41 protein-coding genes are annotated in these 26,727 nt (G+C 51.3%); 24 read left to right on the top strand and 17 right to left on the bottom strand.

Annotation, left to right across the window (positions count from 1 at the left end):
• Nucleotides 1–6: 6 nt before the first annotated feature.
• Together SIB73_RS08775 and SIB73_RS08780 are read right to left on the bottom strand one after the other, a co-directional pair.
• A complete protein-coding gene (locus SIB73_RS08775) occupies nucleotides 7–330 on the bottom strand; it encodes a hypothetical protein (protein ID WP_413405875.1) in 324 nt (107 codons plus the stop codon).
• Nucleotides 331–342: 12 nt separating this feature from the next.
• Nucleotides 343–1,056, bottom strand: coding sequence for a hypothetical protein (locus SIB73_RS08780; protein ID WP_413405874.1), 714 nt, complete (start codon nucleotides 1,054–1,056; stop codon nucleotides 343–345).
• 282 nt (nucleotides 1,057–1,338) lie between these two features.
• Here SIB73_RS08780 and SIB73_RS08785 point away from each other — a divergent pair, with 282 nt between their 5' ends.
• Complete coding sequence (locus SIB73_RS08785) at nucleotides 1,339–2,160, top strand: hypothetical protein (protein WP_413405872.1); 822 nt, start codon at nucleotides 1,339–1,341, stop codon at nucleotides 2,158–2,160.
• Here SIB73_RS08785 and SIB73_RS08790 read toward each other — a convergent pair whose 3' ends face one another.
• The gene (locus SIB73_RS08790; RefSeq protein ID WP_413439571.1) at nucleotides 2,161–2,436 is read right to left on the bottom strand and encodes a hypothetical protein; all 276 of its coding nucleotides are present in this window, start codon (nucleotides 2,434–2,436) and stop codon (nucleotides 2,161–2,163) included.
• A 134-nt stretch (nucleotides 2,437–2,570) separates the two neighbouring features.
• Between SIB73_RS08790 and SIB73_RS08795 the strand changes: the two genes are divergently transcribed.
• Entirely contained in the window at nucleotides 2,571–2,723 is a 153-nt protein-coding gene (locus tag SIB73_RS08795) for a hypothetical protein (RefSeq protein ID WP_413405866.1), read from the top strand.
• Here SIB73_RS08795 and SIB73_RS08800 read toward each other — a convergent pair.
• Both SIB73_RS08800 and SIB73_RS08805 read right to left on the bottom strand, forming a co-directional pair.
• A complete protein-coding gene (locus SIB73_RS08800) occupies nucleotides 2,720–2,866 on the bottom strand; it encodes a hypothetical protein (protein ID WP_413405864.1) in 147 nt (48 codons plus the stop codon). The genes SIB73_RS08795 and SIB73_RS08800 overlap by 4 nt on opposite strands.
• A gap of 6 nt (nucleotides 2,867–2,872) precedes the next feature.
• Nucleotides 2,873–3,385 carry a hypothetical protein gene (locus SIB73_RS08805; RefSeq protein WP_413405862.1) on the bottom strand — a complete coding sequence of 171 codons (513 nt, stop codon included), beginning with the start codon at nucleotides 3,383–3,385 and terminating at the stop codon, nucleotides 2,873–2,875.
• A 1,081-nt stretch (nucleotides 3,386–4,466) separates the two neighbouring features.
• Here SIB73_RS08805 and SIB73_RS08810 point away from each other — a divergent pair.
• Complete coding sequence (locus SIB73_RS08810; RefSeq protein WP_413405860.1) at nucleotides 4,467–4,877, top strand: hypothetical protein; 411 nt, start codon at nucleotides 4,467–4,469, stop codon at nucleotides 4,875–4,877.
• Here the strand turns inward: SIB73_RS08810 and SIB73_RS08815 are convergent.
• Entirely contained in the window at nucleotides 4,824–5,228 is a 405-nt protein-coding gene (locus SIB73_RS08815; protein ID WP_413405858.1) for a hypothetical protein, read from the bottom strand. The genes SIB73_RS08810 and SIB73_RS08815 overlap by 54 nt on opposite strands.
• A 32-nt stretch (nucleotides 5,229–5,260) precedes the next feature.
• Between SIB73_RS08815 and SIB73_RS08820 the strand changes: the two genes are divergently transcribed.
• The gene (locus SIB73_RS08820) at nucleotides 5,261–6,010 is read left to right on the top strand and encodes a hypothetical protein (protein WP_413439572.1); all 750 of its coding nucleotides are present in this window, start codon (nucleotides 5,261–5,263) and stop codon (nucleotides 6,008–6,010) included.
• Here SIB73_RS08820 and SIB73_RS08825 read toward each other — a convergent pair.
• Nucleotides 5,967–6,356 (bottom strand): hypothetical protein, encoded by a 390-nt coding sequence (locus SIB73_RS08825; protein ID WP_413405854.1) that lies wholly within the window; start codon nucleotides 6,354–6,356, stop codon nucleotides 5,967–5,969. The genes SIB73_RS08820 and SIB73_RS08825 overlap by 44 nt on opposite strands.
• Before the next feature lie 90 nt (nucleotides 6,357–6,446).
• Here SIB73_RS08825 and SIB73_RS08830 point away from each other — a divergent pair, with 90 nt between their 5' ends.
• From SIB73_RS08830 to SIB73_RS08840, 3 genes are read left to right on the top strand one after another with little or no spacing between them, the layout of a single operon-like run.
• Nucleotides 6,447–7,877, top strand: a complete 1,431-nt coding sequence (locus tag SIB73_RS08830; protein WP_413405852.1) for a hypothetical protein — start codon at nucleotides 6,447–6,449, stop codon at nucleotides 7,875–7,877.
• The gene (locus SIB73_RS08835) at nucleotides 7,877–8,251 is read left to right on the top strand and encodes a hypothetical protein (protein ID WP_413405851.1); all 375 of its coding nucleotides are present in this window, start codon (nucleotides 7,877–7,879) and stop codon (nucleotides 8,249–8,251) included. Before SIB73_RS08830 ends, SIB73_RS08835 begins: the two co-directional genes overlap by 1 nt.
• Complete coding sequence (locus SIB73_RS08840) at nucleotides 8,244–8,429, top strand: hypothetical protein (protein WP_413405849.1); 186 nt, start codon at nucleotides 8,244–8,246, stop codon at nucleotides 8,427–8,429. The genes SIB73_RS08835 and SIB73_RS08840 overlap by 8 nt, the downstream gene beginning before the upstream one ends.
• Nucleotides 8,430–8,660: 231 nt before the next feature.
• Here the strand turns inward: SIB73_RS08840 and SIB73_RS08845 are convergent, their stop codons facing one another.
• Nucleotides 8,661–8,849 carry a hypothetical protein gene (locus SIB73_RS08845; RefSeq protein WP_413405847.1) on the bottom strand — a complete coding sequence of 63 codons (189 nt, stop codon included), beginning with the start codon at nucleotides 8,847–8,849 and terminating at the stop codon, nucleotides 8,661–8,663.
• Here SIB73_RS08845 and SIB73_RS08850 point away from each other — a divergent pair.
• From SIB73_RS08850 to SIB73_RS08860, 3 genes are all read left to right on the top strand, one after another.
• On the top strand, nucleotides 8,848–9,039 hold the full coding sequence (locus SIB73_RS08850; protein ID WP_413405846.1) for a chlorophyll a/b-binding protein: 192 nt from the start codon (nucleotides 8,848–8,850) through the stop codon (nucleotides 9,037–9,039). The two genes, SIB73_RS08845 and SIB73_RS08850, sit on opposite strands and share 2 nt — an antisense overlap.
• 167 nt (nucleotides 9,040–9,206) lie before the next feature.
• Entirely contained in the window at nucleotides 9,207–9,446 is a 240-nt protein-coding gene (locus SIB73_RS08855; RefSeq protein WP_413405844.1) for a hypothetical protein, read from the top strand.
• 592 nt (nucleotides 9,447–10,038) lie between these two features.
• Nucleotides 10,039–10,182: a hypothetical protein gene (locus SIB73_RS08860; RefSeq protein ID WP_413405841.1), complete on the top strand. Its 144-nt coding sequence runs from the start codon at nucleotides 10,039–10,041 to the stop codon at nucleotides 10,180–10,182.
• 286 nt (nucleotides 10,183–10,468) lie between these two features.
• Here the strand turns inward: SIB73_RS08860 and SIB73_RS08865 are convergent, their stop codons facing one another.
• The 3 genes from SIB73_RS08865 to SIB73_RS08875 form a co-directional block, all read right to left on the bottom strand.
• On the bottom strand, nucleotides 10,469–10,651 hold the full coding sequence (locus SIB73_RS08865; RefSeq protein ID WP_413405839.1) for a hypothetical protein: 183 nt from the start codon (nucleotides 10,649–10,651) through the stop codon (nucleotides 10,469–10,471).
• 212 nt (nucleotides 10,652–10,863) lie between these two features.
• Nucleotides 10,864–11,067, bottom strand: coding sequence for a hypothetical protein (locus tag SIB73_RS08870; protein ID WP_413405837.1), 204 nt, complete (start codon nucleotides 11,065–11,067; stop codon nucleotides 10,864–10,866).
• Complete coding sequence (locus SIB73_RS08875; protein WP_413439573.1) at nucleotides 11,067–11,273, bottom strand: hypothetical protein; 207 nt, start codon at nucleotides 11,271–11,273, stop codon at nucleotides 11,067–11,069. The genes SIB73_RS08870 and SIB73_RS08875 overlap by 1 nt, the downstream gene beginning before the upstream one ends.
• Nucleotides 11,274–11,659: 386 nt before the next feature.
• Here SIB73_RS08875 and SIB73_RS08880 point away from each other — a divergent pair, with 386 nt between their 5' ends.
• The gene (locus SIB73_RS08880) at nucleotides 11,660–12,241 is read left to right on the top strand and encodes a ferritin (RefSeq protein ID WP_413405835.1); all 582 of its coding nucleotides are present in this window, start codon (nucleotides 11,660–11,662) and stop codon (nucleotides 12,239–12,241) included.
• A 268-nt stretch (nucleotides 12,242–12,509) separates the two neighbouring features.
• Nucleotides 12,510–12,683, top strand: a complete 174-nt coding sequence (locus SIB73_RS08885; protein ID WP_413405833.1) for a hypothetical protein — start codon at nucleotides 12,510–12,512, stop codon at nucleotides 12,681–12,683.
• A gap of 19 nt (nucleotides 12,684–12,702) precedes the next feature.
• On the opposite strand, the gene SIB73_RS08890 is transcribed toward SIB73_RS08885, so the two are convergent.
• Both SIB73_RS08890 and SIB73_RS08895 read right to left on the bottom strand, forming a co-directional pair.
• Entirely contained in the window at nucleotides 12,703–12,888 is a 186-nt protein-coding gene (locus SIB73_RS08890) for a hypothetical protein (protein WP_413405831.1), read from the bottom strand.
• A gap of 90 nt (nucleotides 12,889–12,978) precedes the next feature.
• Complete coding sequence (locus SIB73_RS08895; protein WP_413405828.1) at nucleotides 12,979–13,176, bottom strand: hypothetical protein; 198 nt, start codon at nucleotides 13,174–13,176, stop codon at nucleotides 12,979–12,981.
• A gap of 363 nt (nucleotides 13,177–13,539) precedes the next feature.
• Between SIB73_RS08895 and SIB73_RS08900 the strand changes: the two genes are divergently transcribed.
• The 4 genes from SIB73_RS08900 to SIB73_RS08915 all read left to right on the top strand — a co-directional run bounded on the left by SIB73_RS08900 (nucleotide 13,540) and on the right by SIB73_RS08915 (nucleotide 16,824).
• A complete protein-coding gene (locus tag SIB73_RS08900; RefSeq protein ID WP_413405826.1) occupies nucleotides 13,540–14,301 on the top strand; it encodes a pirin family protein in 762 nt (253 codons plus the stop codon).
• A 953-nt stretch (nucleotides 14,302–15,254) separates the two neighbouring features.
• On the top strand, nucleotides 15,255–15,554 hold the full coding sequence (locus SIB73_RS08905; protein ID WP_413405824.1) for a hypothetical protein: 300 nt from the start codon (nucleotides 15,255–15,257) through the stop codon (nucleotides 15,552–15,554).
• Nucleotides 15,555–15,972: 418 nt separating this feature from the next.
• Entirely contained in the window at nucleotides 15,973–16,275 is a 303-nt protein-coding gene (locus tag SIB73_RS08910) for a hypothetical protein (protein WP_413405822.1), read from the top strand.
• A 315-nt stretch (nucleotides 16,276–16,590) separates the two neighbouring features.
• Entirely contained in the window at nucleotides 16,591–16,824 is a 234-nt protein-coding gene (locus SIB73_RS08915) for a chlorophyll a/b-binding protein (protein ID WP_413405820.1), read from the top strand.
• A gap of 84 nt (nucleotides 16,825–16,908) precedes the next feature.
• On the opposite strand, the gene SIB73_RS08920 is transcribed toward SIB73_RS08915, so the two are convergent.
• Entirely contained in the window at nucleotides 16,909–17,199 is a 291-nt protein-coding gene (locus SIB73_RS08920) for a DUF1311 domain-containing protein (RefSeq protein WP_413405818.1), read from the bottom strand.
• Nucleotides 17,200–17,663: 464 nt separating this feature from the next.
• Nucleotides 17,664–18,377: a class I SAM-dependent methyltransferase gene (locus SIB73_RS08925; protein WP_413405815.1), complete on the bottom strand. Its 714-nt coding sequence runs from the start codon at nucleotides 18,375–18,377 to the stop codon at nucleotides 17,664–17,666.
• Nucleotides 18,378–18,474: 97 nt separating this feature from the next.
• Between SIB73_RS08925 and SIB73_RS08930 the strand changes: the two genes are divergently transcribed.
• The 3 genes from SIB73_RS08930 (at nucleotide 18,475) to SIB73_RS08940 (ending at nucleotide 20,714) form a co-directional block, all read left to right on the top strand.
• Nucleotides 18,475–18,678, top strand: a complete 204-nt coding sequence (locus tag SIB73_RS08930) for a hypothetical protein (RefSeq protein ID WP_413439574.1) — start codon at nucleotides 18,475–18,477, stop codon at nucleotides 18,676–18,678.
• A 46-nt stretch (nucleotides 18,679–18,724) separates the two neighbouring features.
• Complete coding sequence (gene def, locus SIB73_RS08935; protein WP_413405811.1) at nucleotides 18,725–19,258, top strand: peptide deformylase; 534 nt, start codon at nucleotides 18,725–18,727, stop codon at nucleotides 19,256–19,258.
• Between the two features lie 529 nt (nucleotides 19,259–19,787).
• Entirely contained in the window at nucleotides 19,788–20,714 is a 927-nt protein-coding gene (locus tag SIB73_RS08940; protein ID WP_413405810.1) for a hypothetical protein, read from the top strand.
• A 48-nt stretch (nucleotides 20,715–20,762) separates the two neighbouring features.
• Here the strand turns inward: SIB73_RS08940 and SIB73_RS08945 are convergent, their stop codons facing one another.
• Nucleotides 20,763–20,846, bottom strand: a complete 84-nt coding sequence (locus SIB73_RS08945; protein WP_413406310.1) for a hypothetical protein — start codon at nucleotides 20,844–20,846, stop codon at nucleotides 20,763–20,765.
• A 94-nt stretch (nucleotides 20,847–20,940) separates the two neighbouring features.
• Between SIB73_RS08945 and SIB73_RS08950 the strand changes: the two genes are divergently transcribed.
• From SIB73_RS08950 to SIB73_RS08960, 3 genes are all read left to right on the top strand, one after another.
• Complete coding sequence (locus SIB73_RS08950) at nucleotides 20,941–21,255, top strand: hypothetical protein (RefSeq protein ID WP_413439575.1); 315 nt, start codon at nucleotides 20,941–20,943, stop codon at nucleotides 21,253–21,255.
• 358 nt (nucleotides 21,256–21,613) lie between these two features.
• Nucleotides 21,614–22,057, top strand: a complete 444-nt coding sequence (locus SIB73_RS08955) for a hypothetical protein (RefSeq protein WP_413405806.1) — start codon at nucleotides 21,614–21,616, stop codon at nucleotides 22,055–22,057.
• Nucleotides 22,058–22,380: 323 nt separating this feature from the next.
• Nucleotides 22,381–23,307, top strand: a complete 927-nt coding sequence (locus tag SIB73_RS08960; RefSeq protein WP_413439576.1) for an NAD-dependent epimerase/dehydratase family protein — start codon at nucleotides 22,381–22,383, stop codon at nucleotides 23,305–23,307.
• A gap of 438 nt (nucleotides 23,308–23,745) precedes the next feature.
• On the opposite strand, the gene SIB73_RS08965 is transcribed toward SIB73_RS08960, so the two are convergent.
• On the bottom strand, nucleotides 23,746–24,507 hold the full coding sequence (locus tag SIB73_RS08965) for a hypothetical protein (protein ID WP_413439577.1): 762 nt from the start codon (nucleotides 24,505–24,507) through the stop codon (nucleotides 23,746–23,748).
• A 233-nt stretch (nucleotides 24,508–24,740) separates the two neighbouring features.
• On the opposite strand from SIB73_RS08965, the gene SIB73_RS08970 reads away from it, so the two are divergent.
• Nucleotides 24,741–25,844 (top strand): calcium-binding protein, encoded by a 1,104-nt coding sequence (locus SIB73_RS08970; protein ID WP_413439578.1) that lies wholly within the window; start codon nucleotides 24,741–24,743, stop codon nucleotides 25,842–25,844.
• Nucleotides 25,845–26,127: 283 nt separating this feature from the next.
• Nucleotides 26,128–26,646, top strand: a complete 519-nt coding sequence (locus SIB73_RS08975; protein ID WP_413405799.1) for a hypothetical protein — start codon at nucleotides 26,128–26,130, stop codon at nucleotides 26,644–26,646.
• The last annotated feature ends 81 nt before the right edge of the window (nucleotides 26,647–26,727 follow it).

Below are 26,727 nucleotides of genomic sequence, written 5' to 3' on the forward strand. Positions count from 1 at the left end.
TGTGATTCACAGAAGGCCACCGTTCCCCTCCTCAAATCGAAGGAAAAGATCTCCTTCAAATCCAAGCTCTCTCATTAGAGAAGCCCATTCAACTTCATCCTCAGGCTCATAAGTGTCGTTCTTGCTGAGATTTTCATCGCCCCATAGGGGCATTAGATTTCTATAGTTAAAGCATACAAATTGCTGCCTTTGATCTTCCATATCAAATGAAATGCAAGGGCGTATGTGATCCAAGTGCCATCCGCTTATGCCCCAGTTGTCCCAGTTCATGTCATCATCAAACTGACTTTCAATATGATTTCGCGCTTCGCCAATAGTGCATCCCAGCAAATCCTCTGTCTTCTACTGTTTAATGCCTTTACCATCCTTGATGGCAGACGCAGTACGATTTCTAAGATTATTGATAAGCCTGAAGTTTATATCCTCCTCTGAGCGATCCCGAAAATATTCGCGATGATATTTTTTGAGTTCATCAGGGTCTCTTGATGCTCGATTTTTCCTACTTCTCTCGGTTTTTTCCGCAGGAGTAAGAGCATGAAAATATGCATTACTTCTAGCTTTTCGGCTTTCTCTATAAGACTCGTCCGTTGCATATTTTTTCTGGAGACGCTTGTTTTCTCTTTGCCTTGTTAGCTCTGTATTGCGCTCTTTATAGTCTCGTTTACCAGCTGTCTGAGCGCATTCAAAAGAACAGTAAACCTGGTTCTCTCGGCTTGGAGTGAATTCCTTATTGCAGGTCCTGTTTTTGCATATTCGAATCTCAGCGTCTAATTCTGCTCTCCTGGCATCGCTTTTTTTCTTCTTCTGTTTCTTGTCGTTGCATTCTTTTGAGCAGCATTCTTGATTAGACCTCTTTTGTTTGAAGGGCTCTTTACAAATCACGCATTTAATGATTTGGAGCCTTGCTGCAGTTGCCGCTCTATTTTCACGCTGGACTTTTTGGATATAACAGGCTTGGGAGCAATAAATGGTATCTGTTCTCTTTGGGAGAAAAGGCTGTTCACACTCGGGGCAAATGCGTTCCGGCAACCTCCCAACTTGAAGCGGCCCTGCCATGTATGTAGATCAAGCTCTCTCTTTTTCAAGTATCGATGGAATTGGAGTGCATCACATCCCCCAAGCGCGTGAAATGTCTAGGCGCAGAACAGCGGCTGGAACGGCTCGAGGGCAGGAAGAAACCGAAGACCTAGAAATCGCCTGTGAGGACTGGGTTTGCTGGGGCTTAGTGGGATACCCCCTGTTTTGAGGCCTGCTAAAGGGGCAGCCAGGGGCCTCTCAGAAGGCATCTGAGCTGAATAACGTAATTCCGTGGGGTACAACACTGGCTAGACTGGCTGAATGCCCCGATCCACGGCCACCAGACACCGTCAGCCAGGCAGTCTCCGGCTGGTCACAAAGAAGGCTCGCGGCAAGGAATATCAGCGCTGGCAGTGGCGCACCCACCGGCAGACCGACACCGGTTGGACGACTGTTGATGTGGAGCTGGGTGAGCACCTGGTGGGGATGCGGACGCTGACCCTGATTGCACTCGGAGAGCTGTCGGCTCCGCTGCTGACAGAGCGCTGGGTTGGTTGGTACTGCAGCAGCTGGGACTTTCTGCCTGCTTTCACCGGGCGGCCCAATGGCACTGAACAGGAAGCCGCTTGGTGGGTCGAGCTCCCCCGGCAGGCTGACCTGCCGGTCAAGCTGCGATTCCGGTCACTCAGGCAAGGCATTGATTTCCGCCGTGCTCGAAAGTCCATCGCCGCTCTTGAATCCAGGGCCACGGAAGTTTGGCGAAACCTTTCAAGGGATCCGATCGTCGAGCTGGGCCGTCTGCAATGGCTTGAAGCCGAAGCCCAGAAAGGGATCGACAACATCGAGGAGGAGCTGCAGACACTGCGAAAGAAACGCCGGTCTGGGGATCTCAATCAACGTGATTTTGAAGCCGACGAACGCGATTGTTATTTCAGGCTTGAGGGTTGGGAGACCATACAGAGCACGGTGCGCAGCCGCTGGGATGAACTGCTGCAGGAGATGCTGACGGCGCTGCCTCGTACCCGTCGCGACGAGCTGAAGCCTCGGATCGTGATGCTGGCTGAACGACTGCAGAGGGATAGCAAGCAGCTGCGGAAATGGCACGACGATCACTGGGATGAGAACAACACCCTGCACTGGTGATCACTGTCGTCTCACGGCCCGTGGCATTGCTCGTCGTGCAGATGCTCCCTGACATTCCTCAGGGCTTCCCAGCAAGCTTGTCTCCCGCATGCGATCGCGTTCGATCAAGTACAGGACACCCAGGACGCTGCCGCACCACAAACCAACGATGAGCAGGAATTGCCCCATGGTTTTCAGAAAATTCATCAGCCGTTCCTCAACGATTTGAAGTCCACCCGGATCAACCGGGAGAGAATCCTCGGGTCTGACTTTGATCGCTGGAGATTGATGAAGCAACGCACTGCAACTCTTCTGCTGATCCCCTCTGCACTAGCCGCTTTGGCGGTGCTCGTTGGTTTCATTGCATTGGTCAAATGTGATTCGACCTTGTGGAACCTCTACCCGAGCAAAAACAAGCCATGCCTCATTGATTGATCCCGGCCACTCGGATCAAACAGGGTCAGCGTGGATCTGTTGGAGACAACCTGCCCCAGTCGGCATCAGCAGGCATCTCAGGCCCCACCTTTGGATCGACTGGCTCCCGGAACGTCACCCGCCAATCGGCAACCCTGCACGGCACTTAATCAGCTTTTTCGATCCTGATCCCACCGAGCACCGATGGTGCGCCGTACCAGCCAGCACGCCAGTGAGCGCCCTCATTGAGGCCAACTTTGAACCACACCCAGCAACGTGCATTGGCCTGAGTGGTGGACTGCTGAGCAGGCATTGGGTGTTACTCAGCTAAAGATTCTGAATTCTTTTTAGCTGGCTGCTGAGCAGGCGGGGTTAAAGATTCCTGTTGTTGTTGTTGTGACTGTTGTTGTTGGCCTAGCTGTAGAAGCTCCAACTGCTCTTTTCTCTCTTCGCGCTGATCAGCTCTCCTAGAGAAATACGCCTGCGTGTAAACTCCAACCACTGATATGTAAGCTGCATAAATTGCAATCAAGATGCTAAGTCTTCTACCTTTTCTTTCATCAATTATGATATGAAGACGAGTACATTGATCTGTTAAGGTTAAAAAATAATCCCGATTTTGTTTTATTTTTTCGGTTAGATCGCGTATCTTTTCTTCCTTATCTTCGCTTGAAAGCTTTAAGTAATCTTTTTGTTCTCGTGATAGAAGAATAGGGGATCTTCGTATAGATGCAAGCGTTTTTGAGATTTCTCCTAATGGCGATAGATATTCTTTTGGCGATAGATTTTCTAATTCGTTTTTTCGGCCCGCTAATGTCTTTCCTTCACGCAATACTGCAGTTATCCTGTCATCAAGCCTTTTATCTCTTGCGCTACATCAAAAGTCTTATATTTATAGGAATCCTTGTCACTGGCTTGATTGCGATTCTCGGCGTTGTTTTCTTCTGGCAATGGCTTGCTCCAGATTTTTATGGTGTCCTGCTAGGCAGGTGGGTGTCACCCCATGGGTATGGACGCTAGGTGCGTTTTATGGGATGGGCTGAGTTTCTACGGTTTTCGATAGTGAACCGATGCAGAGTGAGCTATATTTAGTCCAACAAAGAGCAGGGCTTATGTATAAGCCAAGCTGATGCAATTCATAAGCAATTCTGATCAGTCAGGGGTTGACAGCTGGGCAAGTTGGTGCTACCATTCAAGCTGGCGATTAGTGCGCTTGCCGCATCTATTGCCAACATTTCAACTTGACAAACTAGTAGAAACCCCCCCCCAAAAAAAAGACAGGTAGAGACCAGTTATCCGTGCCTAATAATAATGATGAAAAACACCCATAATCATAGGTAGAGTGGTAATCCATTTTAGGATTAGTTGAATGGGGATTTTGAGGCAAACCCTCAAATCCTTCCATTCGATAGTAAGTTCGATCTTTTTTTCTCCTAGAGATATTTGTTACGGGACTTCAAATTCTTTTCAAAATTATCCGCTGCCCTCTTGCGTTATATCATATTTTTCCAGGGGATTCAACCTCTATTTTTAAATTATCCGATTTCATTTGCCGCCCTTTTGCTGCAAGCTGCCCGCGGGTAAGGATTAATTAACCTTGTTATTTGCGTCTAGTTGATCAACTCAGCTGCTGCAATTCCTGCCAGAAATGCAACTTGACAATTTTTGGGGTGTCTCGCTCTGGTTTGAAGCGGCTTTCTCTGATCAAAGTGGGCCCGGACGTTCCGGGGGGACCATTCCTGCAGAAATCGGGTCGTCCCATCTGAACGAGGTGGGTCGGGTTTCTGATGACCACCATTCCTGGAGCCAGATTCCCGGCATCGCCACACACCTAGCCGTCACGCCGAAAACGCTTGCTACAGCTCACTTTCGGCCGTTAAATCCGCCGTGGCTACACACCTAACTCGTCACACATGCCCATCAGGACCGCCACCAGCGTCAGGGCTGCCGCTGCACAGAGGCAACGCCGCCGCCGTGACCGTCTCTCCTGGGAGCGCCCCCCAACGAAACCAATCTGCTGCGACTGCTGCGGGAAACCATTCTTCCCCGAACGTCAGGCCCGCTACTGCTCCAGGCCTTGCATTGAACGGGCCGGGGCCTTCCGTCGTCGGCTGAAGCAGCCCAATCCCAGACAGGCCATTGCCTCATGGCTGGTTCGATCCTGTTCCGGGAACGACGAGTGCCAGCGGTTTCTGGAACTGCATCGTCATCTGCTCGATCCCGCTCTGGAGGATGAGCTGAGGGATCTCGGCTGGCTGGTGGGTCCGGTGTCACCAATGCCCGCCGGTGCAGTGCAGCCCCTCCGGTCGCTCGAACACCACTGATCGCCACTGGCTCCGGGCAAACACCGCCAACGCCAAACCACTGCCGCTGAACAGTGTCAGCTCTCCTGCGTCGCTGACCTCATGCCGATCACAGTTGATCCGCATTGTTTGCCCCGGTGCATCCAACGTGGCCGGCCCCTGTTGGCTGAGCTGCACCACTGCGATGAGCAGCCCGGCATCTAATGCCTGCCGGGCTTCTGCAGACACCTCGGGGCTGAGTGCTCTGGCCTGTTGCTCCCATCCAGCTCGATCCTGGATCGTGAACGCGAATGATCTGGTTGTTGCTGAAGGCAATTTGGAGGGAGTGGGTAAAAACAACCTAAGCACCACATCCAAACGGTTTGACTTCATCCAGACGACAACAGATTGAAGAGATCAACGAAATGACCCGGCAGATCGAGGCACTGCAGGAGCAGGCTGCTGTTCGGGAGGAAAAATCTCACGCTGCTGATGTGCCGGCATGGCTCCAGGCCCGCCGCTGGATGATCAGCAAAGGTCAGCAGAAACTGCCAACTTCAAAATCACAGCTGATCCGCCGGTTGGAAGAATCGATCGGAATGCGGCAACAGCTGCTGAAGGAATTGCCCAAGGTCGCTGATGCACTTGGCATCAATGACGATGAGGTTCAGTTTCCTGAAGTGCTGCTGGATCTGCTCAGCAATGCAGAAGCAGAGCCCAGCGTGGCATTGGGTCGTCAGCTATTAGAAGCAGGCCCCATTGATGATCTGGTGGCACTGGCACCATCACGGGCCACCACCATCAGGCTGTCAGTTCGGCAGTGGCAGGAGGACCAACAGCCGCCAAGCGTGATGCCAACGAAAAAGCACGTCAGCAGATCCGCGAATCAATCGCTGCACATGGCAATCCAGTCGTTCGCGGTGGCGCTGAAAACAAGGAATTGCGCAAACGGGAAGTGCTCAGACAGGCAGGCATTCCTGTTGGCCCGCGTGTTTAAACCTTGCCAGCCAAAGGACCATATAGAGGGGAGGGTTTCACCCGAACTTTCAACCGGCGGTGCTGGGAGAAGGATTCAAAGAGCAAGAACTTCAAGGGGCGGCGCCCCGAGGAGGGAAACCCTTCCACCCCATTTCAGTCTTTGGTTTTCTTGCGCTTCTTGCGTTTGGTTTTTTTAATCGCGGGCAATGTTTGGAGTTCTTCCCCGGGCGCCAGCAGCTTCGGGTCAGGTCTCTTCCGAATGATTGTGGTCAGATCAGTGTTGAACGCCGGCAGCTGGCGTGGCTCCTCAACATCAATCACACGCTGCATTTTCTGGGCTGATGCAGGTGCAGGTTGTGGCTGTTCTGTATCCGCTTCAGTGGTCTGGTATTGCTTAGCAAATTGCGGCTTTTTGATCTCATCAATCCGCAGCCCATCGGATTCTGGAACGGGGATGTCTTTCCAGGAATTAAACCCTTCAGTCATTGCATCACTGCCTATGCCCCATTCTCCCGCGTCCTCAAGGATCAGTAGGTGCAACACCAATCACCTGCATCAGATCACCGATTGAGCAAGAAACAAACAACACCGCAACTGCCAGCACCGCTTCCGTGGCAGTCAGAAATTCTCAGGTTGCCAGTTACCTCGAGCGTGCTGCTGGCCGGCGGTCGTTACTCCGGCAAATCGTGGCTGCTGGCCCTGCTGCTGATCAGGGCATCGGCGCCGGTGCAGCAGGGAGGACACGGTGCGGCATTCAGAGGGTTGCTGCTCAGGTCTGATCTGGCTGGCCTGCTGAAGATCTCAGAACTGATCCGCGACCTGATCGGTGCCATCTATGGAAGCGCCGCCACATACAAACGTGCTGAACGCTGCTGGCAGTTCCCCACTGGTGGTGAGCTGCGGCTTGGTCACCTGGGCGATGAGGCCAGTGCGGCCAAAACGCAGGGCCTGGATTACACGGTGTTGGGACTGGATGACGCCGGCTTGATTCCGCCGGAGTTGGTGCGGCGCACCATGACGGGTCTGCGTTGCGCTGATCCCACCATCACACCGGTGGCCTACGTGACGGCCAACCCTGGGAACAGGCATTCAGCGCTGTGGGCCAGGGTTCTCTCGGAGGCTCCGGCCGGTGCTCCAACAGTGTTCCCCTGCCGTGAGATGGGCGGCAGGCCCTGGATCGTCTCGAGGTCGAATCTGTTCGACAACACAGCGCTGAACGTCGACCAGCGTGATGACTACATCGAGTTGCTGAAAGCCAGAGCCAACGGCAACCGCTCGATCGATCAGGCCGAAATTCATGGCCGCTGGGATGCGATCAGCGGCGGGTTTTTCGCCAATCTCGACGCAGCCCGCATACGTGTGCCGGACGGCCATTGGGCAGCCCCGAGCCGTTATGCGTGGACCGGTCAGCTTCGGGAACAGGTCAACGCTTCTCAGGCCTGGCTGGCCATGGACTGGGGAGGTGGTGCATCACCAACATGGTGCGGCCTGGCGGTTCAGCTCGAGGAAGACATCGTCATGGATTACGGCCTGAAGCTCGAGGCCGGATCACTGCTGCTGCTCGATGAGGTTCACACTGCCCGCCAGGGCCTCAGTGGTCAGATTGATGTGGAGCATGCCACCGGTGTCGATGACACCCACACGGTCACGACGAAGATCCGGCGGATGTGCGTGGCTTGGAATATGGGGGCTGAGCAGATCCCTCTGGGCCGGCGGATCATTGATGCAGCAGCAGGAGCCCGCACCGGATCCCGTCACGGTTCGATCGCTGCAGAACTGGCCGCAGCTGGTCTGGCCTGGACGGCCTCGAGCAAGGGCCGCAGAGCTGATGGCTGGCAGGTTCTCAGCAAGTTGTTCCGTCATGCGGGACAGGGTCAGCCGGGGCTGTTCGTCAGTGAGCGCTGCAATTACTGGTGGCAAACGGTGCCGATCCTCCCGGTGCATCGCAATGACCTGACCGACCTGGAGGGACCGGACCATGCCGCTGATGCCACCCGATACCTGGCGGTGCAGGTGTTTGGTGCCGGCATCGGCTCGATGAAACCTGGCCTGAGGAATTACTGATGCTGAGCGAAATGCAGCGCACCCTCAGGGCGCAGAAGCTCCGGGATTGGCTGATCGAAAACGATCCGGACATGCAGCGATTGATCGCCAGCAGCAAGGCGTCAGCCGAACGAACAGAACAACACCGTGAGGCCAACAGACGCGCAGCCGATGCACTCGGGTTCCAGGTTGGTGATCAGGTGATGCTCCGTTCTGAAGGCCACGAATGGGATGGCCGTTCAGGAGAGATCGCTGGCTTTAAAGAGCTGATGAGTGGTCGCCGGTTGGCTCATGTCGTCGTGATGGCACCGCGCCGATTCAGTTCGGTGCCGATGCCACCAGCACGGCTGCAGTTCTCAGTCGACGTTGAACTGCTGCACAAGGCTGATGGCTAGGCGACCGCGCAAACCAGCGCGGGCCGAAGTCGAACCAGAGGTGCTGCAGCGTGGCCGCTGGACTGGGCTGCGTGAACAGCAGGCCCTGCAGGCCAAACACCATTCAGCAGCTGAAACCGATGAGGCTCACCGGCTGGATGTTGAAACCGATGCCGTGAAAAGACCAACTGCTTCATAGGCAGTTGGTCGATGGTTCGAATCCATCAGGGGGCGTCAATCACAACACGGCTTTTCAGCCAATCGCCACTAGGGCGGGCGAGACTGACTGCAATGCAGGGCTGGGGGTATCAAACCTGCAGCAGACACAGATCCTTCAGGAATGGATCAACCGGTGAGGACTGGACCCCTTGAAGCTATGACACTTAATGAGCCCCAGAACAACAATGTTTTCTGAGTTCGGTATACCCAGCTAGCCCCGCCCAATGCGGGGTTTCTGCTGTCGGACCACCAGGAAGTAATCGGGTTGGCCGCCGGTGAATTTGCTCACGTAGAAGCCGTCCGAAAAGGTCCTGAAACCGAACCTCGAAGGACGGTTGACCCTCTTCCATGCGTGATCCAGCGGGCATAGACCGAGCAGGTCCCAATCGGAGACACCCATGACAACTGCAACCCTTCTGGCTGATGAGCGTTATTGGCAGAACCTTGCCGCCGCTCAGATGCGCCGTGAGCACATGGCGAAAGCTGAACTACTGAATGGAAGGCTGGCGATGCTCGGCTTTATTGCTCTTTTGGGCACCGAAGCACTGCTGCATCAAGGACTTTTGACAGTACTTGGCATTTGCCTCTAAACGGAGACATCCATGTCGTTAGCCAAGACTTAAGCAGAATCTGACATTGACTTTGAGCAGCTTGTCAAAGAAATAAGCAAGCCTGGATCACCCAAATGGGGGATGCGAGATTCTGCTTTTCCATTGAACATCAAATTACGAAACCAGTCGACTTGAGGGAACTCTGCATGACTGAAGCCCCTAGAGAAAGGCCTGATCGCAAGGTTACTAATCTGCACAAGTTGATGGGAGGGCTATACATAATCTCCCTACTTGCAGCAATCCCTGGAGGTGCTGTCTCTGCGGGATTACTGATCGGCCTACTCAAATTTGCGAATGTCACGTGGCTCCTGCCTCAAGTTTTAGGTATCGAATTTTTGACATTTATTCCCGCAACATTTATTGCTTTTATGGCGCCTGATGACTGATCAGCGTAGGCTCAAAAAATCAAGAAGATAATGTCATTTTGGAAATTTTATTCATTTATCACGCTGGTATCCGTGACTGATCGACTGGAGGCTCTGGAGCAGCGGCTGGTTCCGCTGGGGGGCAGAAAGAAACGGAAGGCTTAGAAATCGACGGCGCAAAAAAGAGCCCCACTCAAAGAGCAGGGCTTTGTGTTGTGAGGAGTCAGGCCATCAACGGCAACCACAGCCACGACCATCGGCGCATGGCTCACAGCAGAAGGCTTTGCCGTCGCGCATCACGGCTTTTGCAGGCTCGACTCTGCACTGACAGCCGGTGTTGCATTTGCACTGGATGAGATCTGTTGTCATGGTCAATACCGGGTTGGAACACTTCTGTTCTATGCCTCGTGAAAGCCTTCCAACAGGGGGACGACCGACCCTCGAGGCACGGCTTAGCGTGCGTTTATACATAGCCTAGAAATCTCACGAAGCCCTCTCGCATGGAACCCTGCTGACAGCAGTTCACTGAGGCTCGGCTGACAGAAATAGCCCAGATGGGTGATGTGTCCCGGATCAATCCGGGGGGTGAAGTTGTGCTGAGAGGAATAGCCGAATGAATCGATTCGCGAAACCGAAATGGGTGGAAGAGGCAGAAATCACACCGCCCGAAACCAAGGAAGAGCGTGAACAGCGGGAAAGCCAGGAATATCAGGCATGGGTCAAAGCGGTGGAGGGATGCTTCAAACCCCATGGCTGAACTGGCGTAAGACGCCTTACGCAAGAGGACTGCCACGGTTGCAAAGGCCACGAGTGCGGCAATCAGGTCGGCAGCAACACCAAAGAACATCCGCCGAAAGCCCAACATCTCAATGCGACACCGTTTAAAGCGCGAGTGATCGCACGACGACTTGCCGGTGAGGAAGGGAACCGGGCAAGTCGTCGTGCTTGTTGCGGCACTGAATGCACTTGTAAAAAATGGAATGACTCACCGTGGATCGGTTGGCGCCAACCCCCAGCTGTGCCTGCTCTGGGAACAGAAGTGATCACTGTCGTCTCACTGCTCGACGTGCTGCAGTCTTTGGTGCTTTCTGACATTGCTCAGGGCTTCCCAGCAAGCCTGACTCCTGCATGCGATCCCGTTCGATCAAGTACAGGACACCCAGGACGCTGCCGCACCACAAACCGACGATGAGCAGGAATTGCCCCATCGTTTTCAGAAAATTCATTCGGTTCTCCCCTCTGGTGACAACTGCGCCACTGACTTCTTATAGATACAGAACAACTCTGAGGCAGAGCTATGTGGTGGGACAGCGATTGGGCTCATGTCATTGAACTGTTGACAGTCATCAGCTCGCTGGCGTTGGCGGCTTATCAGAACAAGGATTCAAGTCGTCATGGAGAAGAGCTTTGACGGACAACCGGTTCGAGCCGGGTCAGATCAAACGTACCTTGCTGATGATGCAATCTCACTCGGATTGATCCTGGATATATCACCCATCCAGGCCATTTCGTTCCAGCAATCTTGATCCTGCATGCGATGCCGTTCGACCAAATACACCGCACCCAAGACGCTTCCGCACCACAGAACGACGATCAGCAGGAATAGCCCAATGGCTTTCAGGATGGTTTTCAGAAAATTCATCAGCCGTGCCTCAATGATTTGAAGTCCATCGGGATTACTTCGGATCGACGGGCACCAGCCCCCCACTGCGCATCAGCAGGTATCTCTGGGCCTGCCTTCATGTCTGCCGGTTCGTGGAAGGTGACGCGCCAATCAGCGACACGACAGGGCACGTAATCAGCTTTTTCGATCCGGACACCACCGAGCACCGATGGTGCCCCTACCAACCAGCCCGCCAGTGAGCACCTTCATTGAGACCACCTTTGAACCACACCCAGCAACGTGCATCGGCCTGGGTGGTGGACTGCTGAGCAGGCATTGGGTGTTACCCCATGGGCACGGACCCTAGATGCGTTTCAGCGGCCGGGCTTGATCTCGCAGTCACCGGACTAAGGGGCTTAGCGCTGCGTGGTTTCATTCAATAACCCACACACAGTCGAAACTGATTCTCAGCAGCAGATTTGCACTGCTGAGTGTGATTCTCAAAAACATATTTGCAGCTTTTGAATGTGATTCTCAAGAGCGTATTTTGATCCGCCAATGTTCGGTTTTTACGCCTATCTTTCGCTCTTTTGTGATGTAGAACTGATTCATCCCTCCCAGAGGAAGAGACATGACAGCTTCACAAATCCAAGCCCCCATCACTGTCCCCACCGGTCCTGCAGGCCGCGCCATGGCCGAGCCCATGTCCGCTGAACTGCTCGATCTGATGGAAGCCCATCTCAACCTTGAGCGTCAGTCAGCTGCTGACTATTTCGCTGCTGCCATCTGGTTCGCTGAACGCGAGCTGACCGGCTTTGCCGAGCACCTGCGTGATGAGGCCAAGCAAGAGGAGCAGCATGCCGCCAAATTCGCCGACTATCTGATCAGCAGAGGTCAACGCCCTGTGCTCGACACCATCGAGCCACCGCGTCAGCAGTGGACCGATGTGGAGCAGGTGATCGCCAACGTCTTCCGCATGGAAGCTGATGTCACCGCCTCGGTGCTGCAGCTCTACGGCACCGCTGAACAGGATGACGACAAGCGCACCACCGTGTTCCTCGATCCCGTCGTTGACGGCCAGCGCATCTCCGAACACGAAGCCGCCTATCTGCTGGGTCGCGTCAGGTTCGCTGCAGGCAACCCTGCTGGAGTGATGATCATCGACGCTGAACTGAGAGAAGGCGAGGCCGAGCCCGCCAAGCTTGAAGGCTGATCCACCCTCTGTTCATTCAGCTCAAAGCTCAACCTGCCAACTCCATCCAACAGCCCCGCCCAGTGCGGGGTTTTTGCTGTCCTGAAGCCTTGGCGTCAATAGCTTCCGGGCGAGCTAATGCCAGGCAGCCAGTTCTAAGCCATTCACCACAGTCTCACCAGAACTTCGTGGGTTCTGCACCAGGACTGTGCAGTGGGGTTCACCAGAAGGGCTGTGAGCTTGAAGGAGTCGAGGAGACAGCACTCCCAAACAGCCACTCCTTAAAGCCATGTCTGTTAAGGCTCTCTTCACCTACGCCCTTTTCCTGACGCTGGGCATTGGTGCTGTCACGAATGCCAAAACTCTGTTGATCGAGCAGGGACCTCAGGAGGTCGCTCAAATCGAGGGATTGGACTATGTCATCAGTCATGCGCCCCACCAATGGCACCGTTGGAATCAGTGATGGGGATTCACCACCCGGATTAAACCGGGTTCGGCGAATAGGTGTCTGGAAGCTTCGCGACCTCTTCAGTGAGCATGCATTCGACGATCCGATACAGGTATGCAACCCGCCTGGAGTTGACCATCTTTTGCCACTGGGCCTCTCCCACAGAATTTCTGGTCACTGCGATGGCTGCCAGTGCAGTGAGATTTTGAGCGCGATCCATGCCCAAAGCCCGATGACCCGGATCAAACCGGGCAGCTGGTGAACGGCAATCCACAAATCAGCAAACCCGTTCACACCAGCGCAATAGCAGTTACGGAGATTGGGGAGCCTCGATCGGTATCGGTGACTCAATGGGAACTTGCTTGATCCCGTCCCTGGCTGCATCTGCAGTGATGAAGCCGCCAACGATCACCACCGCCAAGCAGCCCAGACCACCAATGACTCCAACTGCTGTGATCACAACGGTGATTTGATCACCTGTGTTCCGCGGATCAGTGCCTGGAACCATCGAGCCAATCCAGCTGCTTCTGTTCTGGCTGGCTCCACTCTCCGAAGCAAGAAATCATCAAATTCCCTCAAACCAACCGTTTTCGATCTTTGACCCAGGTCAAACGGGCTCACCACCTGGACCGACACCACAAGACAACTTTGGCTCTTTTGGGTGATGTGTCCCCGATCAATCGGGGTGAAGTTGTGCTCGGAGGAATTGATTTATGGACAAACCAGCCAAAAACAAAGGCTCTTGGGCTGGTGGCATCGCTGTCGCCACTCTGTTGGCACTGGTCTCTGCCGCTGCAATTGCTGCTATGGCCCACAACAACTCGCAGCAATACAAAAACTGCATCGCACAGAGTGATGTCACTAGCGACCAATGCAGCCTCCTGTACCCAGCACAGCGATGAAAGCCATCTCAACAGCAGCACATGCAGCACTGGTGTTCCGTCCAGCCCAGGAACGCTTTCACAGCGTTCTTGACTGGCTCGAGTCATGGCATAGCTTTTCCTTCGCGGGTCATCACGATCCCAGCTGGATGAGCTTCGGGCCTCTACGCGTCATCAATGACGACACGATTTCTGCCGGTCGTGGATTTGGCATGCATTCCCATCGCGACATGGAGATCATCACGGTGATGATCGAGGGAGAACTCCAACACCAGGATTCGGCCGGAAACCATGGCGTCATTCAGGCTGGAGATGTGCAGCGCATGAGCGCCGGAACCGGAATCATGCATAGCGAAATCAATCAAAGCGACCAACCCTGCCGGTTGCTGCAGATCTGGATCGAACCCAGCCAACAAGGACTCGATCCCGCCTATGAGCAAAGAAAGATTGTCCTAACCGATCAGGAATGGATCCCAGTGCTGGATCCAAACAACAGCGAAGCCATGGCGATTGCGCGACCGATTCAGCTCTGGCGCCTACGGCTTGCCCAAGGCGAAAGCATCCAACTTCCAGAACTCGCCTATCCACAAGCCTGGATTCAGATGCTCAACGGCGCGATCTGGATCTCAGGTGGAACCGCTGCAAATCTTTGCCAAGGCGATGGGCTTGGATTTCATCCAACCCAAGCAGAGATCAACAAAATCCACTCCTCGAGCAATCAAACAGACTTACTCCTGTTTGGATTGAGCTAATCCTGCACCCTGAATTCGACGCACACCGGCTCCCACAGTCCAAGTGGTTTCACTTGATCTATTCGCAAGCCCAAAGACTGCGTGACCTGCTGATGGATCACGGGCAAGCCCTGACACCAGCACAGGCAGCTGAACGATCGATTTCCTCGTCGTAATACGCCTTACTGAACAATCTGGAAAGGACAGATCTACGACGCAATGGGCAAGCCCAAGACAACGCCGTAACCAATGGCTAAAGGGAAAAAGCTGAGTGATACCCCAACGAGAGTATTAGGGACCTGCAAGATCACCTGAATGGGTGATGTGGATTCTAGTCAGTTCAGCACTTATGAATACATCGGAGGGATGACCTTCTCTATCCACAACTAACAAATGAAACTTTCAAATATTACTACTATCTCTGCTCTTATCGGTCGTTCATTTTTAATACCAGTTCCTGCTGAAGCCAGGAATGTTTGGGTTAATGAAGGAACAGACGTAGATAATGAAACTCACTATGCTTAACCACTTGGTGGCAACTGGCCATACCGTATGTTCATCGACAAAGCTTTCGGCGGTCCACAGCTAAAAGCAGACGCTGATTATCAATAATGTAATTATCGATTCATAACAGCAGATGGCTCAAAAAGCTCTTGGCACGATGTCTTCCCTCAATCAATGGGAGAAAAAGGTCAAGGTCGCTTGCCGCCGATCATCTGCGGAGAAGCCTGAAGCCATTGTGAGGTAGCAGAAAGCTATACAAAACCCTTGAAGGGAAAAGCAGGGCTGTTTGGTAGTACTGATCAATCTCCCGACAAAACAACTCAAACCACCCATGCTCCACAGCGCGTGATTTTGCATGCATTTCTGTGAGTGCCCCAAGCTAGGGAATTCTGCACTTGGAAAACCACCTGATGGCGCTTGTGATGCATTACGGATATGTTGTGGTTCGGATACGCTTCTAGCTTGTAGTCATGAAATATCTTCCACTCCTTGGGGCCCTCTTCCTTTACGCAAACCCTGTCGTTGCTGGTGACTTTGTTTATGTGAAATGTGATGCCAAATTGCTCACAAAAGTGATTGACCCTGAAACATCAGACGCACTTGACTCATTCCCTGAGAGTGACACAAAGGTTTATAAGATTGATAGCAAAAACAGTCCTATTAAAAACAAAGATAGCTTTTCGCACCATATCGCGACCAGGCTGTCAGCGTTGAAACAAGCAAAGGACAAATCACGTATAACGCCAATGACAAAAGCGGTGGATTCGTGACGATGAAGTTAAAGTTCAATCCACCAGGAAAAATATCAGGCAACGGAGGGAGCAATATATTGAAAAGCAGCAAGACATATAATATTAAAATGTCACTCAATGGAAGCTGCAGCAATGCTGATGCTTCTACTTATTTGAACCAATAAAACCTTTAAACCTCTTCGAATCTCTGTTCCTGATAACCCTTCAGTCCAATCAGCCCCGCCAAGGTCGGGGTTTTATTGCCCTGGAGCCTTGGCCTAAATAGCTTCCGAGCGAGCTAATGCCAGTCAGGCAGCCAGTTCTGAGCCATTCACCAGAAGCTCACCAGAACTTCGTGGGTTCTGCACCAGAGCTGTGTAGTGGGGCTCACCAGAAGAGCTGTGATCTTGAAGGAGTCGAGGGGGGCAGCACCCCCAAACATTCACTCCTTAAAACCATGACAACCTTCCGTAAGTTCAACAAAGTCACAACAGCTGTTCTCTGCGCTGGACTGATTGGCGCCACAACTGGTGTATTAGCTCCTGCTGCAGAAGCTAATCATCATCATCAGGAGAGAAGAATCCGCCGTCAGATTCGTCGCGATATACGGGACTTTAATCATTATCAAAGGGCATACAACCGCGATTGGCGTCGTGCTCGCAGGGTTTATAACCGCTACCCCCGTGTCATTGCCCCCTATGGATATCGCTATGGATATGGCTATCGGCAGCCTGGAATCGGAGTCCAGTTCAGATTCTGAGTTCTTTTAATTGTCGGGAAGCCTGAAGCCATGAAAGCGAGGCTGAGAGCCATACAAGACCCGAAAGGGAAAAGCAGGGGGCGTTTAGGAGTCGCTATCGATCTCCCGACAAAACAACTCACACCAATCATGCCCCGCCCAATGCGGGGTTTTTGCTGTCTGAGCACCTGGATAGAACCGGGTTAGCCGCCGGTGAATCTGCTCCCGTGGAACCCGTCAGAAAAGGTCCTGAAACCGAACCTCCAGGGACGGTTGGCCCACTTCCATGCGTGATCCAGCGGGCATAGACCAAGCAGGTCCCACTCGGAGACACCCATGACAGTAACCACACTTCAAGCACCCACAGGTCTGGTCACACACGATCTGGAAGGGCATGACAACGTCTATGCCATGGAACCACCGATGGAAATCGCCGAACCCGATGCCGGCTGGGGATTCCATGAGCGCGCAGAGAAGCTCAACGGTCGACTGGCCATGCTCGGCTTCATTGCAGCGATCGCAACGGAGCTGATCAGCGGCGAGGGCTTGCTTCACACCATTGGCCTTTAATCGGAGATCTCCATGACTTCCACAAAGCTTCGGGCAAGACCAGAGATTGACTACGCGCATTGGCTTCAATCAGTGCTCAAAGCCTCAGTCGCCCAGACCTTTGAACTCTTTCAATAGAGCCCTGTTGAGATGGTCATCACAACCAACAACCAGTTGCGGGTAGATGGTTCCTTGCAAGTAAGGCTTTTTTGCAGCAGCGCAAACGACTTTGGTTGCCCTTTGCCATTCCATCAGAACCGCTCGTGGAAGTTTCTTCTCAAGTGCTGAATTGGACTCTTGCAGCTTTTTGGAGGCGCACCACCTCATTTCGGGGGTGTTGTTCCCCGGGCACTTGATGTTTGGTTGTTCGGCATTTGCTGGCAAGAGCGGCAGCAACGTCAGCAGTAGGAGAGCTCTCACTTTTTTGGGACCGTCTTAGACACAGCATCCTGCACAGCGTTTTTGTCCCTCTTGCAGATCTGCGTCACGCTATCGGCATGAGCAGTCAGCTCGTGTCGTCAAGGCACGGCGTTGTCCATTATTTCCTCAATGGAACAACGTCTTTAAGGTGCTCCTCTCGCAGACGTTCCAGTTGACCCTTGCTTTCGGCTGGTCGATCGCTCCTTGGCAGTTTGCTTTGATTAACCCCCACCGCGACAACAGTTACTAGGGCAAGCACTGCAATCGTTCCTATCTGCAGAATCCTCATTTTCTTTTCAATCCACTAGCTCAGATCGCTTGGCAACAGCCTGCGCCACTGGGCATCAGCAGGCATTTCTGAGCTGATCTTCATGTCCGCTGGTTCGGAGAAAACCAGCGAATGTTCAGCGGCACTAGAGATCTCCACAAGATCATCAAAATCAGATCCGCCTAGTGATCCACAACCGTGCAAACAGGCCCTGATAAAGCTGGATTGGAGCCTGGCAATTCAGGCCCAGGAGAATGGTTTCGAACCGTGCTGCATCCAGAGAGAAAACAGCAGTGTTCCTTGCAGTGAGAAATCTATCCACCATCTCAGCGGGCAGTCCACGGTCGAGGAGTCGTCTTGAAGCGATGCTGAAGATCGTGTCGCAGATCTCAGGTTCCCCAGCTTCGCTGTAACTGCTGATGAGCAGCACGCCTCCGGGGAGTAACTGCTCTACAAGTTTCTGGATCATTAGATCCTGCTGATCTGCAGCCATCAGATGCAGAACGTTATGGCTGATGACGCCATCAAAATCCCCATGCAGCAGACCCGAGCTAAAGGCTTCTTCCAGGGTCTTTGGCACCCACTGACAGCGTTCAAAACCACTGTGGCCTCTCAAGGTGTCAAGAATGGTCTGCAACATCTGGGCACTTGGCTCAAGCACAACAAATTCAGCCTCCGGACAGGCATCTAGCAGCTGGGGCAGCTCATCTCCCGGCCCAGGCCCTACGACAAGAATTCGCCTGGCTGCAGGAGCCGCATCACCAATTGCAGCTGCACCGATCTCAAGAAGAGTTGCATGACCTGGTATGGAGTGTTGAATTGAGATGCGGTATTTGCGTCCATACTCAGCCTCGAAATCAAGCTGAATCACAGGGTTCAACAGCACCAACTCCTTTCATTGAAAACCACCAGCCAATCAGCGGATCGACCTGGGTGGATGCCCTTGACCAGTTTGCTCGCCGCCAAAACGACTTGATTAAGCGATGTCAATACAGCAACCTCTATGGCAGAAACATCTCTATGTAATGGATTGGCTAATTCGTCCCATCCGTGCTGTTTTCTTCGCTGATGAGCAGGCGTTCAATTGGATTCAAAAAAGGTTGGGCTTATCGAATTATCAGATGGCAGCACTGGTTTGGGTCAAAGGTCTCATCATCGGCATTCTTCTTGGTTGGTGGTTGCTCTGAGCTGACACCGGAACGAGAACAAGATCTTTAGCGGCATGATTGGTCGATGAGTGTTCGAAGTGTTCTGCGCATAGGTCATCCGTCATTACGTCAACGTGCGGCTGAGATCCCTGATGATTGGTTTGGCAGTCGACGCTTACAGATGCTGATCGACGATCTATTTGATACCAAATCGGCATGTTCTGGCGCAGGGCTAGCGGCACCGCAGATCCATGAGCCATGGAGGATTTTTGTGGTTGGGATGGTGCATAACCCTCGTTATCCCGATGCTCCACCAGTACCCGAGCGTGTACTGATCAACCCTGTGATCAAATCGATTGGTCAAGAATCGATAGCTGGCTGGGAGGGATGTCTAAGCGTTCCTGGATTGCGCGGTGAGGTGGAGCGGTACAAATGCATTCATCTGCAATATCAAAATCAAAATGGGGCTTCCCATCAGGAAGAATTGCATGGATTTCATGCACGAGTGATTCAGCATGAAAATGATCACTTAGATGGCATCCTATTTCCTGACCGCCTAACCAGCACACTGGCCTTTGGTTTTACTGAAGAGCTTCAGACTCATGGACAGATTCCATAGGCATCAAGCTTCTGGGGCCTCAGTCTTTGACCCAGACGGATGAACCAAGTGCCTAGAAAATGGACTGAACAGGTGAGGTGAATTCTGTTCAGTTCAGCGATGGGGGATACATCGGAGAGATCACCTCCTGCCCACAAAACAACTCATACCAATCAGACCCGGCCACGAGCGGGGTTTTTGATTGCAACGGGGAATACTTCAAGCATTTGCATCCAAGCAATGCCCCTTCAAACGTTGAACACGGTGACGCTGCTCAGCGAAAGAGAAGCTGACCAAATGATGACCTGACACTGGGACCTCATTTTCGGATAACCAAAAGGAAGCGAGAGCATGAGATCACCCGCTTAAGAGATGCTGGATTGGGCCGTCTCAGCAATAGTGGATTTCTACTTTTTCATATACATGAGTTACTACTCAGCCCCTACATCTGTCAGAAGAACAAGTCCGGATGTTGACTTAGGAGTCGGGAGAAGTTTTTTAAAACTATCAATGGTATGACCCGAGATATGCACCAGGATACAAAGGCGGAATGGAACATAAAAAACAAATACACGGGGCAAGCCCCCTTGACACGGGCGGTCATGACCCTAAAGTTGATAGACGTTTGTCTAAAAATATCAGAATAGATACTATGTTCAAGATCATATCCGGCTTCAATAGCGCAGTAAAATCGATTTCTGAGGCTTACTCAGATATTGTGCCCGATGCATCATCAAAATTTTATTCAACAGTTATCTCAACAGAACCTGCTGTAACTGCTGCCGTCGCTGAAATCATTGAAACAGCCATCAAAACATTCTTTGTCGATGTCCCTGGCTGGAGCCGTGAGCTACCAGTCAATGCAACCGTCATCAGCAACCTGCCAGAAATCACAGGCACTCCTCTCGATTTCATTGCGGATGTATTACCCGCTTCACAAGAAGTGGAGATCACGAGCTCATTGCTGACGGGGGGTGATGGTGCAAACAGGATTTTCGGCCTATCAGGATGGGATGTCATTAATGCAGGCGCTGGAAATGACAGCGTCCGCGGCGGCAACGGTCGTGATGCGATTACCGGTGGAACCGGCAGCGACGAGCTATGGGGTGACTTCGGCTGGAACACCTATCTTGAGAACAACGACGGCGAACAGGACTTACTTGTGATTAAGTCCGATCAGTTTCTTGAAAACTATTGGTATGGAAAATCCGGCAACAATCCCAATGGCGAAAAGGCCGACATCATCACTGAGCTGGATGCTTTTGATCAGATCAAAATCCTGGGTGTAGATACCAACCAGATCACCATTGATCAGGCATCAGCTCACGGCCAATCCGGTCTTGGCATCTTTGCGAATGGCTTCCTGGAAGCGGTCTACGTCGGCACTAACCTCAACATTGACCAGCTACTGGCCATGGTCTCAGGTGATGCTTCCTCTCAAGTCATGAGCAACACGCAAGGGTTCTACGGAGTCTGAAAACTCACTGACACAATTGTGTTCTCAGACCCCGCTTGAAATGGTTTTTTATAGGACCGTCTGCCTCGTCAGGGTATGAGTCACCAGATCAGGATTGACCCACCTGATCACCCCGCAATGAACATCAGCGATCTGGAGAGGTTCTGAATACCCTGGCTGTTCCTACAGTTGGACATCGAAGGTTCTTCCGCTGATGATCAAAAGGTTTTTTAAACGTATTGCACTGGTGTCATCCTTCACTCTTTTAGCTTCAGGCTGTGCAGGACAATGGCATGGTGAGTACACTGATGCCAGCAAGTTGATTGGTAAGTGGAGTGGTCAACAAAATGGATTTGAAATGGGGAAGCCTGTTACCAAGGAGATGAAATTTGAGATTACAGACGCAAAAGGCAATGCCTTTACTGACTATAAAAGGGGCTCCTGGCTTCCAGATGGGCAAAAGGAATTAATCAATGGTGCGACCGGAGAAAAGGGTTCAATCTATATCTCCGACGAGGATAGATACACGGTTGGAAGAATTAAATCAAATGGTGATATTTAGCTTGTCTATCTCGAGGCCAGCAAGAATGATAGTTCTGCAAAAGATTCAATTATCAAAAAAATAAACTGAAGAATTGCCAAGTTCACGGGTTGGACATCGCAGTGAATGATCTGACCTATCCACCAGACCTTGCCGTATTTCCTTCAAGTCAGAAAGTCCTGTCTGACGATCACCGTCATCTCTAAAGCAACATCTTGGAAGACCGGCCTCTCTGTTTCAGGTGAGCTGAGACCCCCGTGGCCAATCGACACACGCATAAAACCAATTCACTAGTCCTGGCCATCAACGAAAAGGGCTGCTGCCGCAACGGGCGCAACCAGGCAAGACCCGGCATCATGCACGAACTGACGCCTGATCCATGCTTCGCCGATTCTCCATTGGATTACTGGCCTCTGCTGTAACCATCGCGCCACTACCTCTGAAGGGACAGGAGGAGAATCATCGATCAAATGTCTTTTACTTCGAATGCAATGGCAAAAGAACACAGGGTTCTGGTGCAGCAACAGGCTTCCCAATGAACCATCCAGTGCGTGTTCAATACAAATTGGATCTTAATGCGTCAACCCTTACAGAGGTGGATATCGATACTGAACAGTTATCTGCTGGGAAGGAGCCAATTGATATCAAAATCTATGGGAAAACACTGACTTCCAAGTTCAGAAATGGCAGGTTGAAGAAGGACTACGAAATTCAGATTCGTGGGGATGAGCGACTGTTCTCGATAACTATCTATCCATCAAATGGAGTTGATCCTGACGCCTGGTATGGACAATGCATCAACAGCAAATCACTGCACGATTGAGTCTGGTTGGTCAGGTATAGATAAAACCAAGTCAACATGATGAAGTGCTGATTTGGGACTTTACGGCCAGCAAAAATATGACCTCGAATCAGATTCAATGATTGAATCGAGCATGCAAGATGAAAGTCATTGATTCAAGCAGAATTCACCCGTCTAATCAAGTTTAAAAGAGTGGATCTACTGCTGAGAGATTGCAGTCAGCAGTATCTGAATTTATACCGATACAATTGACTAAATGGCGTTATGCCGCAGCATCCTGCGCACAACTGGCTGACCGCCGAACAATGTTGGCTGAACAATATTGATTGTTAAGCATCATCTGGATGCCGAAACTGTGTCCATGGCCGCGGGTCTACATCAGCTTCCACACGACCAGACTCACTAAATTCATGACCATCCTCGATCAGACTATGGGGCTGACAAGCGTTGGTTGCGGATACCTCGGCGAGGTCGTCGCACGTCAGCTGCAACCGCGCCGACCGACACTCCCACTGACCTTGACCACCACCGTGACCGAACGGCATGCAGAGCTGACCGAACTCGCCGATCAGCTGTTGCTCTGTGAAGCCACGTACCCTGCACAACTGCTGGCGGCATTACAACAAACCCACACGGCGTTGTTCTGTCTTGCCCCCAGAGGTAATCGTCAAGTGAATGCTGATGGCTATCGCCAGACATTCGTTGATAGCTTCCGCTGCCTGAGATCCCTGTTAACTGAGCTACCCCACCTGCGCCAGATCATCTACACAGGCAGCTGTTCGGTGTATGGCGACGCCAACGGTGACTGGGTTGATGAATCAACAGCTCCTGCTGCCGGAACTGAGCATGGTGCGGTCTTGCTGGAGAGCGAAGGTCTGCTCTCCGACATGGAAGACGGCAAACGGCGAGTGTGCATCCTCAGACTTACCGCCCTGTATGGGCCAGGACGTGAGCTGGATGATCGGCTCAAAGGGCTCGCCGGTGAAGAGCGCACTGGAGACGAACGTTCATTCAGCAACTGGATCCACGTGCATGACGCAGCAGGTGCCGTGATCGCTGCCATGGGTGGTGCTTGGAGCGGCGTTGTGAATGTGGTGAACGACGAACCAATCCGCGTGCGCGATCTTGTGGAGCGCAGCCTGAAGAGCCAACAACTCGACCCTGTGCGCTGGAGCGGCGGTCTCGCGCCAGTCTCCGGGAACGGACGGCGCATCCGTAACGACAGACTCAAGAGCCTCGGCTACCGGCTGCAGCGTCCGATGCTGGACTGAGAGAGAGCTAGCGTCCGATGCTGGACTGAGAGAGAGCTGTCGCCTTTGAAGCAGTCGCTCGACACACCCACCCTGGCCATCGCGCGAAGAAAACTGGCACGAAGAAGATGAACGAGAAAAGGAGACGAAGTGCTCGGGAGAGCCTCTTGATGAGGGATATGAGGTTTGTTCGGCTCCGCCTGGTCATGAGACCGTCAGGAAACTAACTCACAAAAAAATCGATTATTGATTACGCGTCAACAGTTGCTGGCTTAGATCACCGCGGAGGATCAACAACACTGAAACTCGGGTCACGTGAGAAGTAACGAAATCATCAATGCCTGAAAATCATCACTATCAAGACGTTTTACGTGTAAGAGAACCACCTAAAACCATATAGACACAGGGTGAGAGCGCAAGGAGAATACCTAAAACACTCAGAGCATTAGATGGCACATTTCATATCAGGTGGCCCAGCATCCATGCAAACAACGCAGACATCAGCGCAATAACAGAACCAGTAATTGAGCCGACACGCTTCACCGTTAAAACTGAAAAGATCTGATAAACAGTTCCGCCAAGTCCGACAACAGAATACAAAAATAAATCACGTTTACTCTGCATCAAGACCGGAATGTCCTCAACGTGACCATTAATCACAACACTCACAACAGCAATAATCAACATCGTCATCGTGAGATGAAGAGTCATAAAACTTGCCGACTGGCCTCGGCAATAATCGATTGCCAATGTCGACAAACCACCCAGGAATCCAATGATCAAAGCAAGCATCACGAATCCAAGACCAGCACTGATACGAGAACCTTCCATCAAGGCAATTCCAACGATTCCAATGAGTGAAAGTGGCCAAAAAACAAAACGAACGCTGCCAAGACCAAAAGCCATACTCAGTCCAGCCACCCATAGGGGTCTCATGCTGGCGAGCGTGAAAGCCTCTCCAGGCGAATAAAATTCCAGGATAAAATAAAGCATTGCCAAAAATATTACAGCCAACGTGCTTCGCAAAAGGATGGCAAAACTGTTCCAATGGCATTCAGCTTTTGGTCCTGACAAAAATATGAATATTGCAAACGGAAGACCAAAGAGTGCTCTCGAAAGAAGCGCAATATCCCACCCTCCGGACCCAAGGCCGTGCACAGCGACACCAGACAGGGCAAAAAACACAGACGCAGTCAACATATAGACAAGAGCTGTCTTCACGGAAAACCACGTCCAAGGAGCATCCACATCAATGAATTCTCACCAAACCTTTGCAAATCTTGCCAATGACCAGCTAAACACTTCAAGCAGCCAAGACTGTTGAACTAGAAAAAAGAACTATCAAGGAATCAAGATGCAAACCCTTTCACCAATAACATGGATTCACAGACAGACCCCTGTTGAAACCCCGCGAAACGGTGTTTCAATGGATGAGACTGAAATCAAAATTTCACATGGCCATTGTCAACATTATTGGATATGGCATTCTCAACCTTGGCAAAATCATTTCCGATCCGCCAAGGTCCAAAAACGCAAGGATCACAAGTATCTCACCCTTCGAAGTCAACGTTGATATTGAATTAGATATTAATGACAATGGTGTTTACATCCCCACAAGTATTAGCGCATCTGGCCTGTTTATCCCAACACTCAACGGCGAAATCAGCGGGACAGTTACACGAGTGCAGCTAAAAACAGACGACAGTTATTGGAACCTTGAAATCAAAGACATTCAGGTCAATATCGAAGATGTTATTTCCTTGATAGATGATGAGACCGCCTTGAGAGCTCTTGGTTTAAGCCTGCTGAGCGGAAACGATATCATCAATGGATCCGATAATGGCGGCTCATTGATCGCCAGACTTTTTGACGGGAACGATACTTTATTCCTCAACAGCGGGCTGCTGAATGACGTGAACACCAATGCTGGTCAAGATTTCATTGAAATTCAGGGTGGCAGCGGCAACTTGCTAGCCGGATCCGATGATGACACCATTCAATATATTGAAGGAGAATTTATTAACATCAACGGAAACAAAGGCAATGATCTCATCAACCTTTTGGGTGGAAAGGGAATTGTCCTGGGTGGTCAAGACTCCGATACCATCAACTTAAGAGGTGGAACATTCGAGAACATCAACGGAAATCTTGGGAGCGACATCATCAACATTCAAGACGGAGAGGCAGAAACAATATTAGGTGGTGCCGATGCCGATCTGATCACCAACTTTTCAGGGAAATTTACCTCCATCAATGGCAATAAAGGTGATGACACGATCATTAACGATGCTTCACCATCAGGCGTCCTTAGAGGAGGCAAAGACAATGATTTACTTATCAATAATCCTGGGGCAAATGGGAACTTCTATGGCGATCTTGGCGCAGATGTCTTCAAGCCATCTGATCAAGGGTTGATGACGATTAAAGACTTTAATCCTGCAGTCGACTCTCTAGACCTCAACAATTTAGATACTTTTTCCACAAGAATCAATGGAAACAACACGCTGATTGAAACGTCGTTCGGAGTTGTCGCAGTTTTAGAGAATGTGATTTTATAGATCCGCATTAAGTCAGCGGGGATCATTTGTTTGTCATACCAACAGGACAGCCAACCAAACAGGAAGACAAACAGCCATCAAGACCGCGAGAAGATGAACAATCATGCCATTTCTACAGAGAAGTCCAATCCTTGAAAAAAGACGTGCAAATCATTCAACAATATTTAACCAACTTACATGAAGTATTTTCGCAAAGTTTTAACAGCCACGGCTTAAGCAAAACCAAACAATGCTTATTTCGTCATTATTTCACCTACCTTTCTGATAGTTCATTCCAACTTAGATGATCAATCCTCAGCGAATTGCTCTGGCGATCGTGATTTGCGCCGCAAGTGGCTTGAGTGTTTCATGCTCGCAATCGACTGGAAAAACTCCAACGAACACAGGGCTATCATCAAATGTTTATGATTCTGCAAAAAAAGCATTAGAAGAAAATGGTTTCTCAGGGTACGAGCCTAGTGGCGAAGTGCACATCTCAGGCACACCTGCCATTGCTGAGATTGTTTATTCAAATGGAGAAAAAACAGTTGAAGTGGATATTGAGAAGGATTCAGGTTCAATCGTAAAAATCGAGGAGGAAGTGGATCTTGATTCGATTCCTGCCAATATTGTCGAAAAAGCCAAATCATCTGGCGTAGACTTAGCTACATGTCAAATCTATCAAGCAGCAAAGAGTTCATCAGGCGAACTCGAAGGTTATGAGTTTGATGACTGCGAGTTGAGCAAAAAAGATGTCGACGTAGACGTAGACACATTAGACGTTGATGTTGAGTCAAACGACTCAACAACCAGAGACAGCTAAGCCAAACATTTCTTCAGTCAAGAAAAATTAGTTTTGCTTGAGGGCCTCATTAGCAAGTCAAGCGGTAATTCGTCGCTTGAC

It is taken from the genome of Synechococcus sp. MIT S9509 (assembly GCF_047303035.1).
In the GTDB taxonomy this organism is placed as follows: Bacteria; Cyanobacteriota; Cyanobacteriia; order PCC-6307; family Cyanobiaceae; genus Synechococcus_C.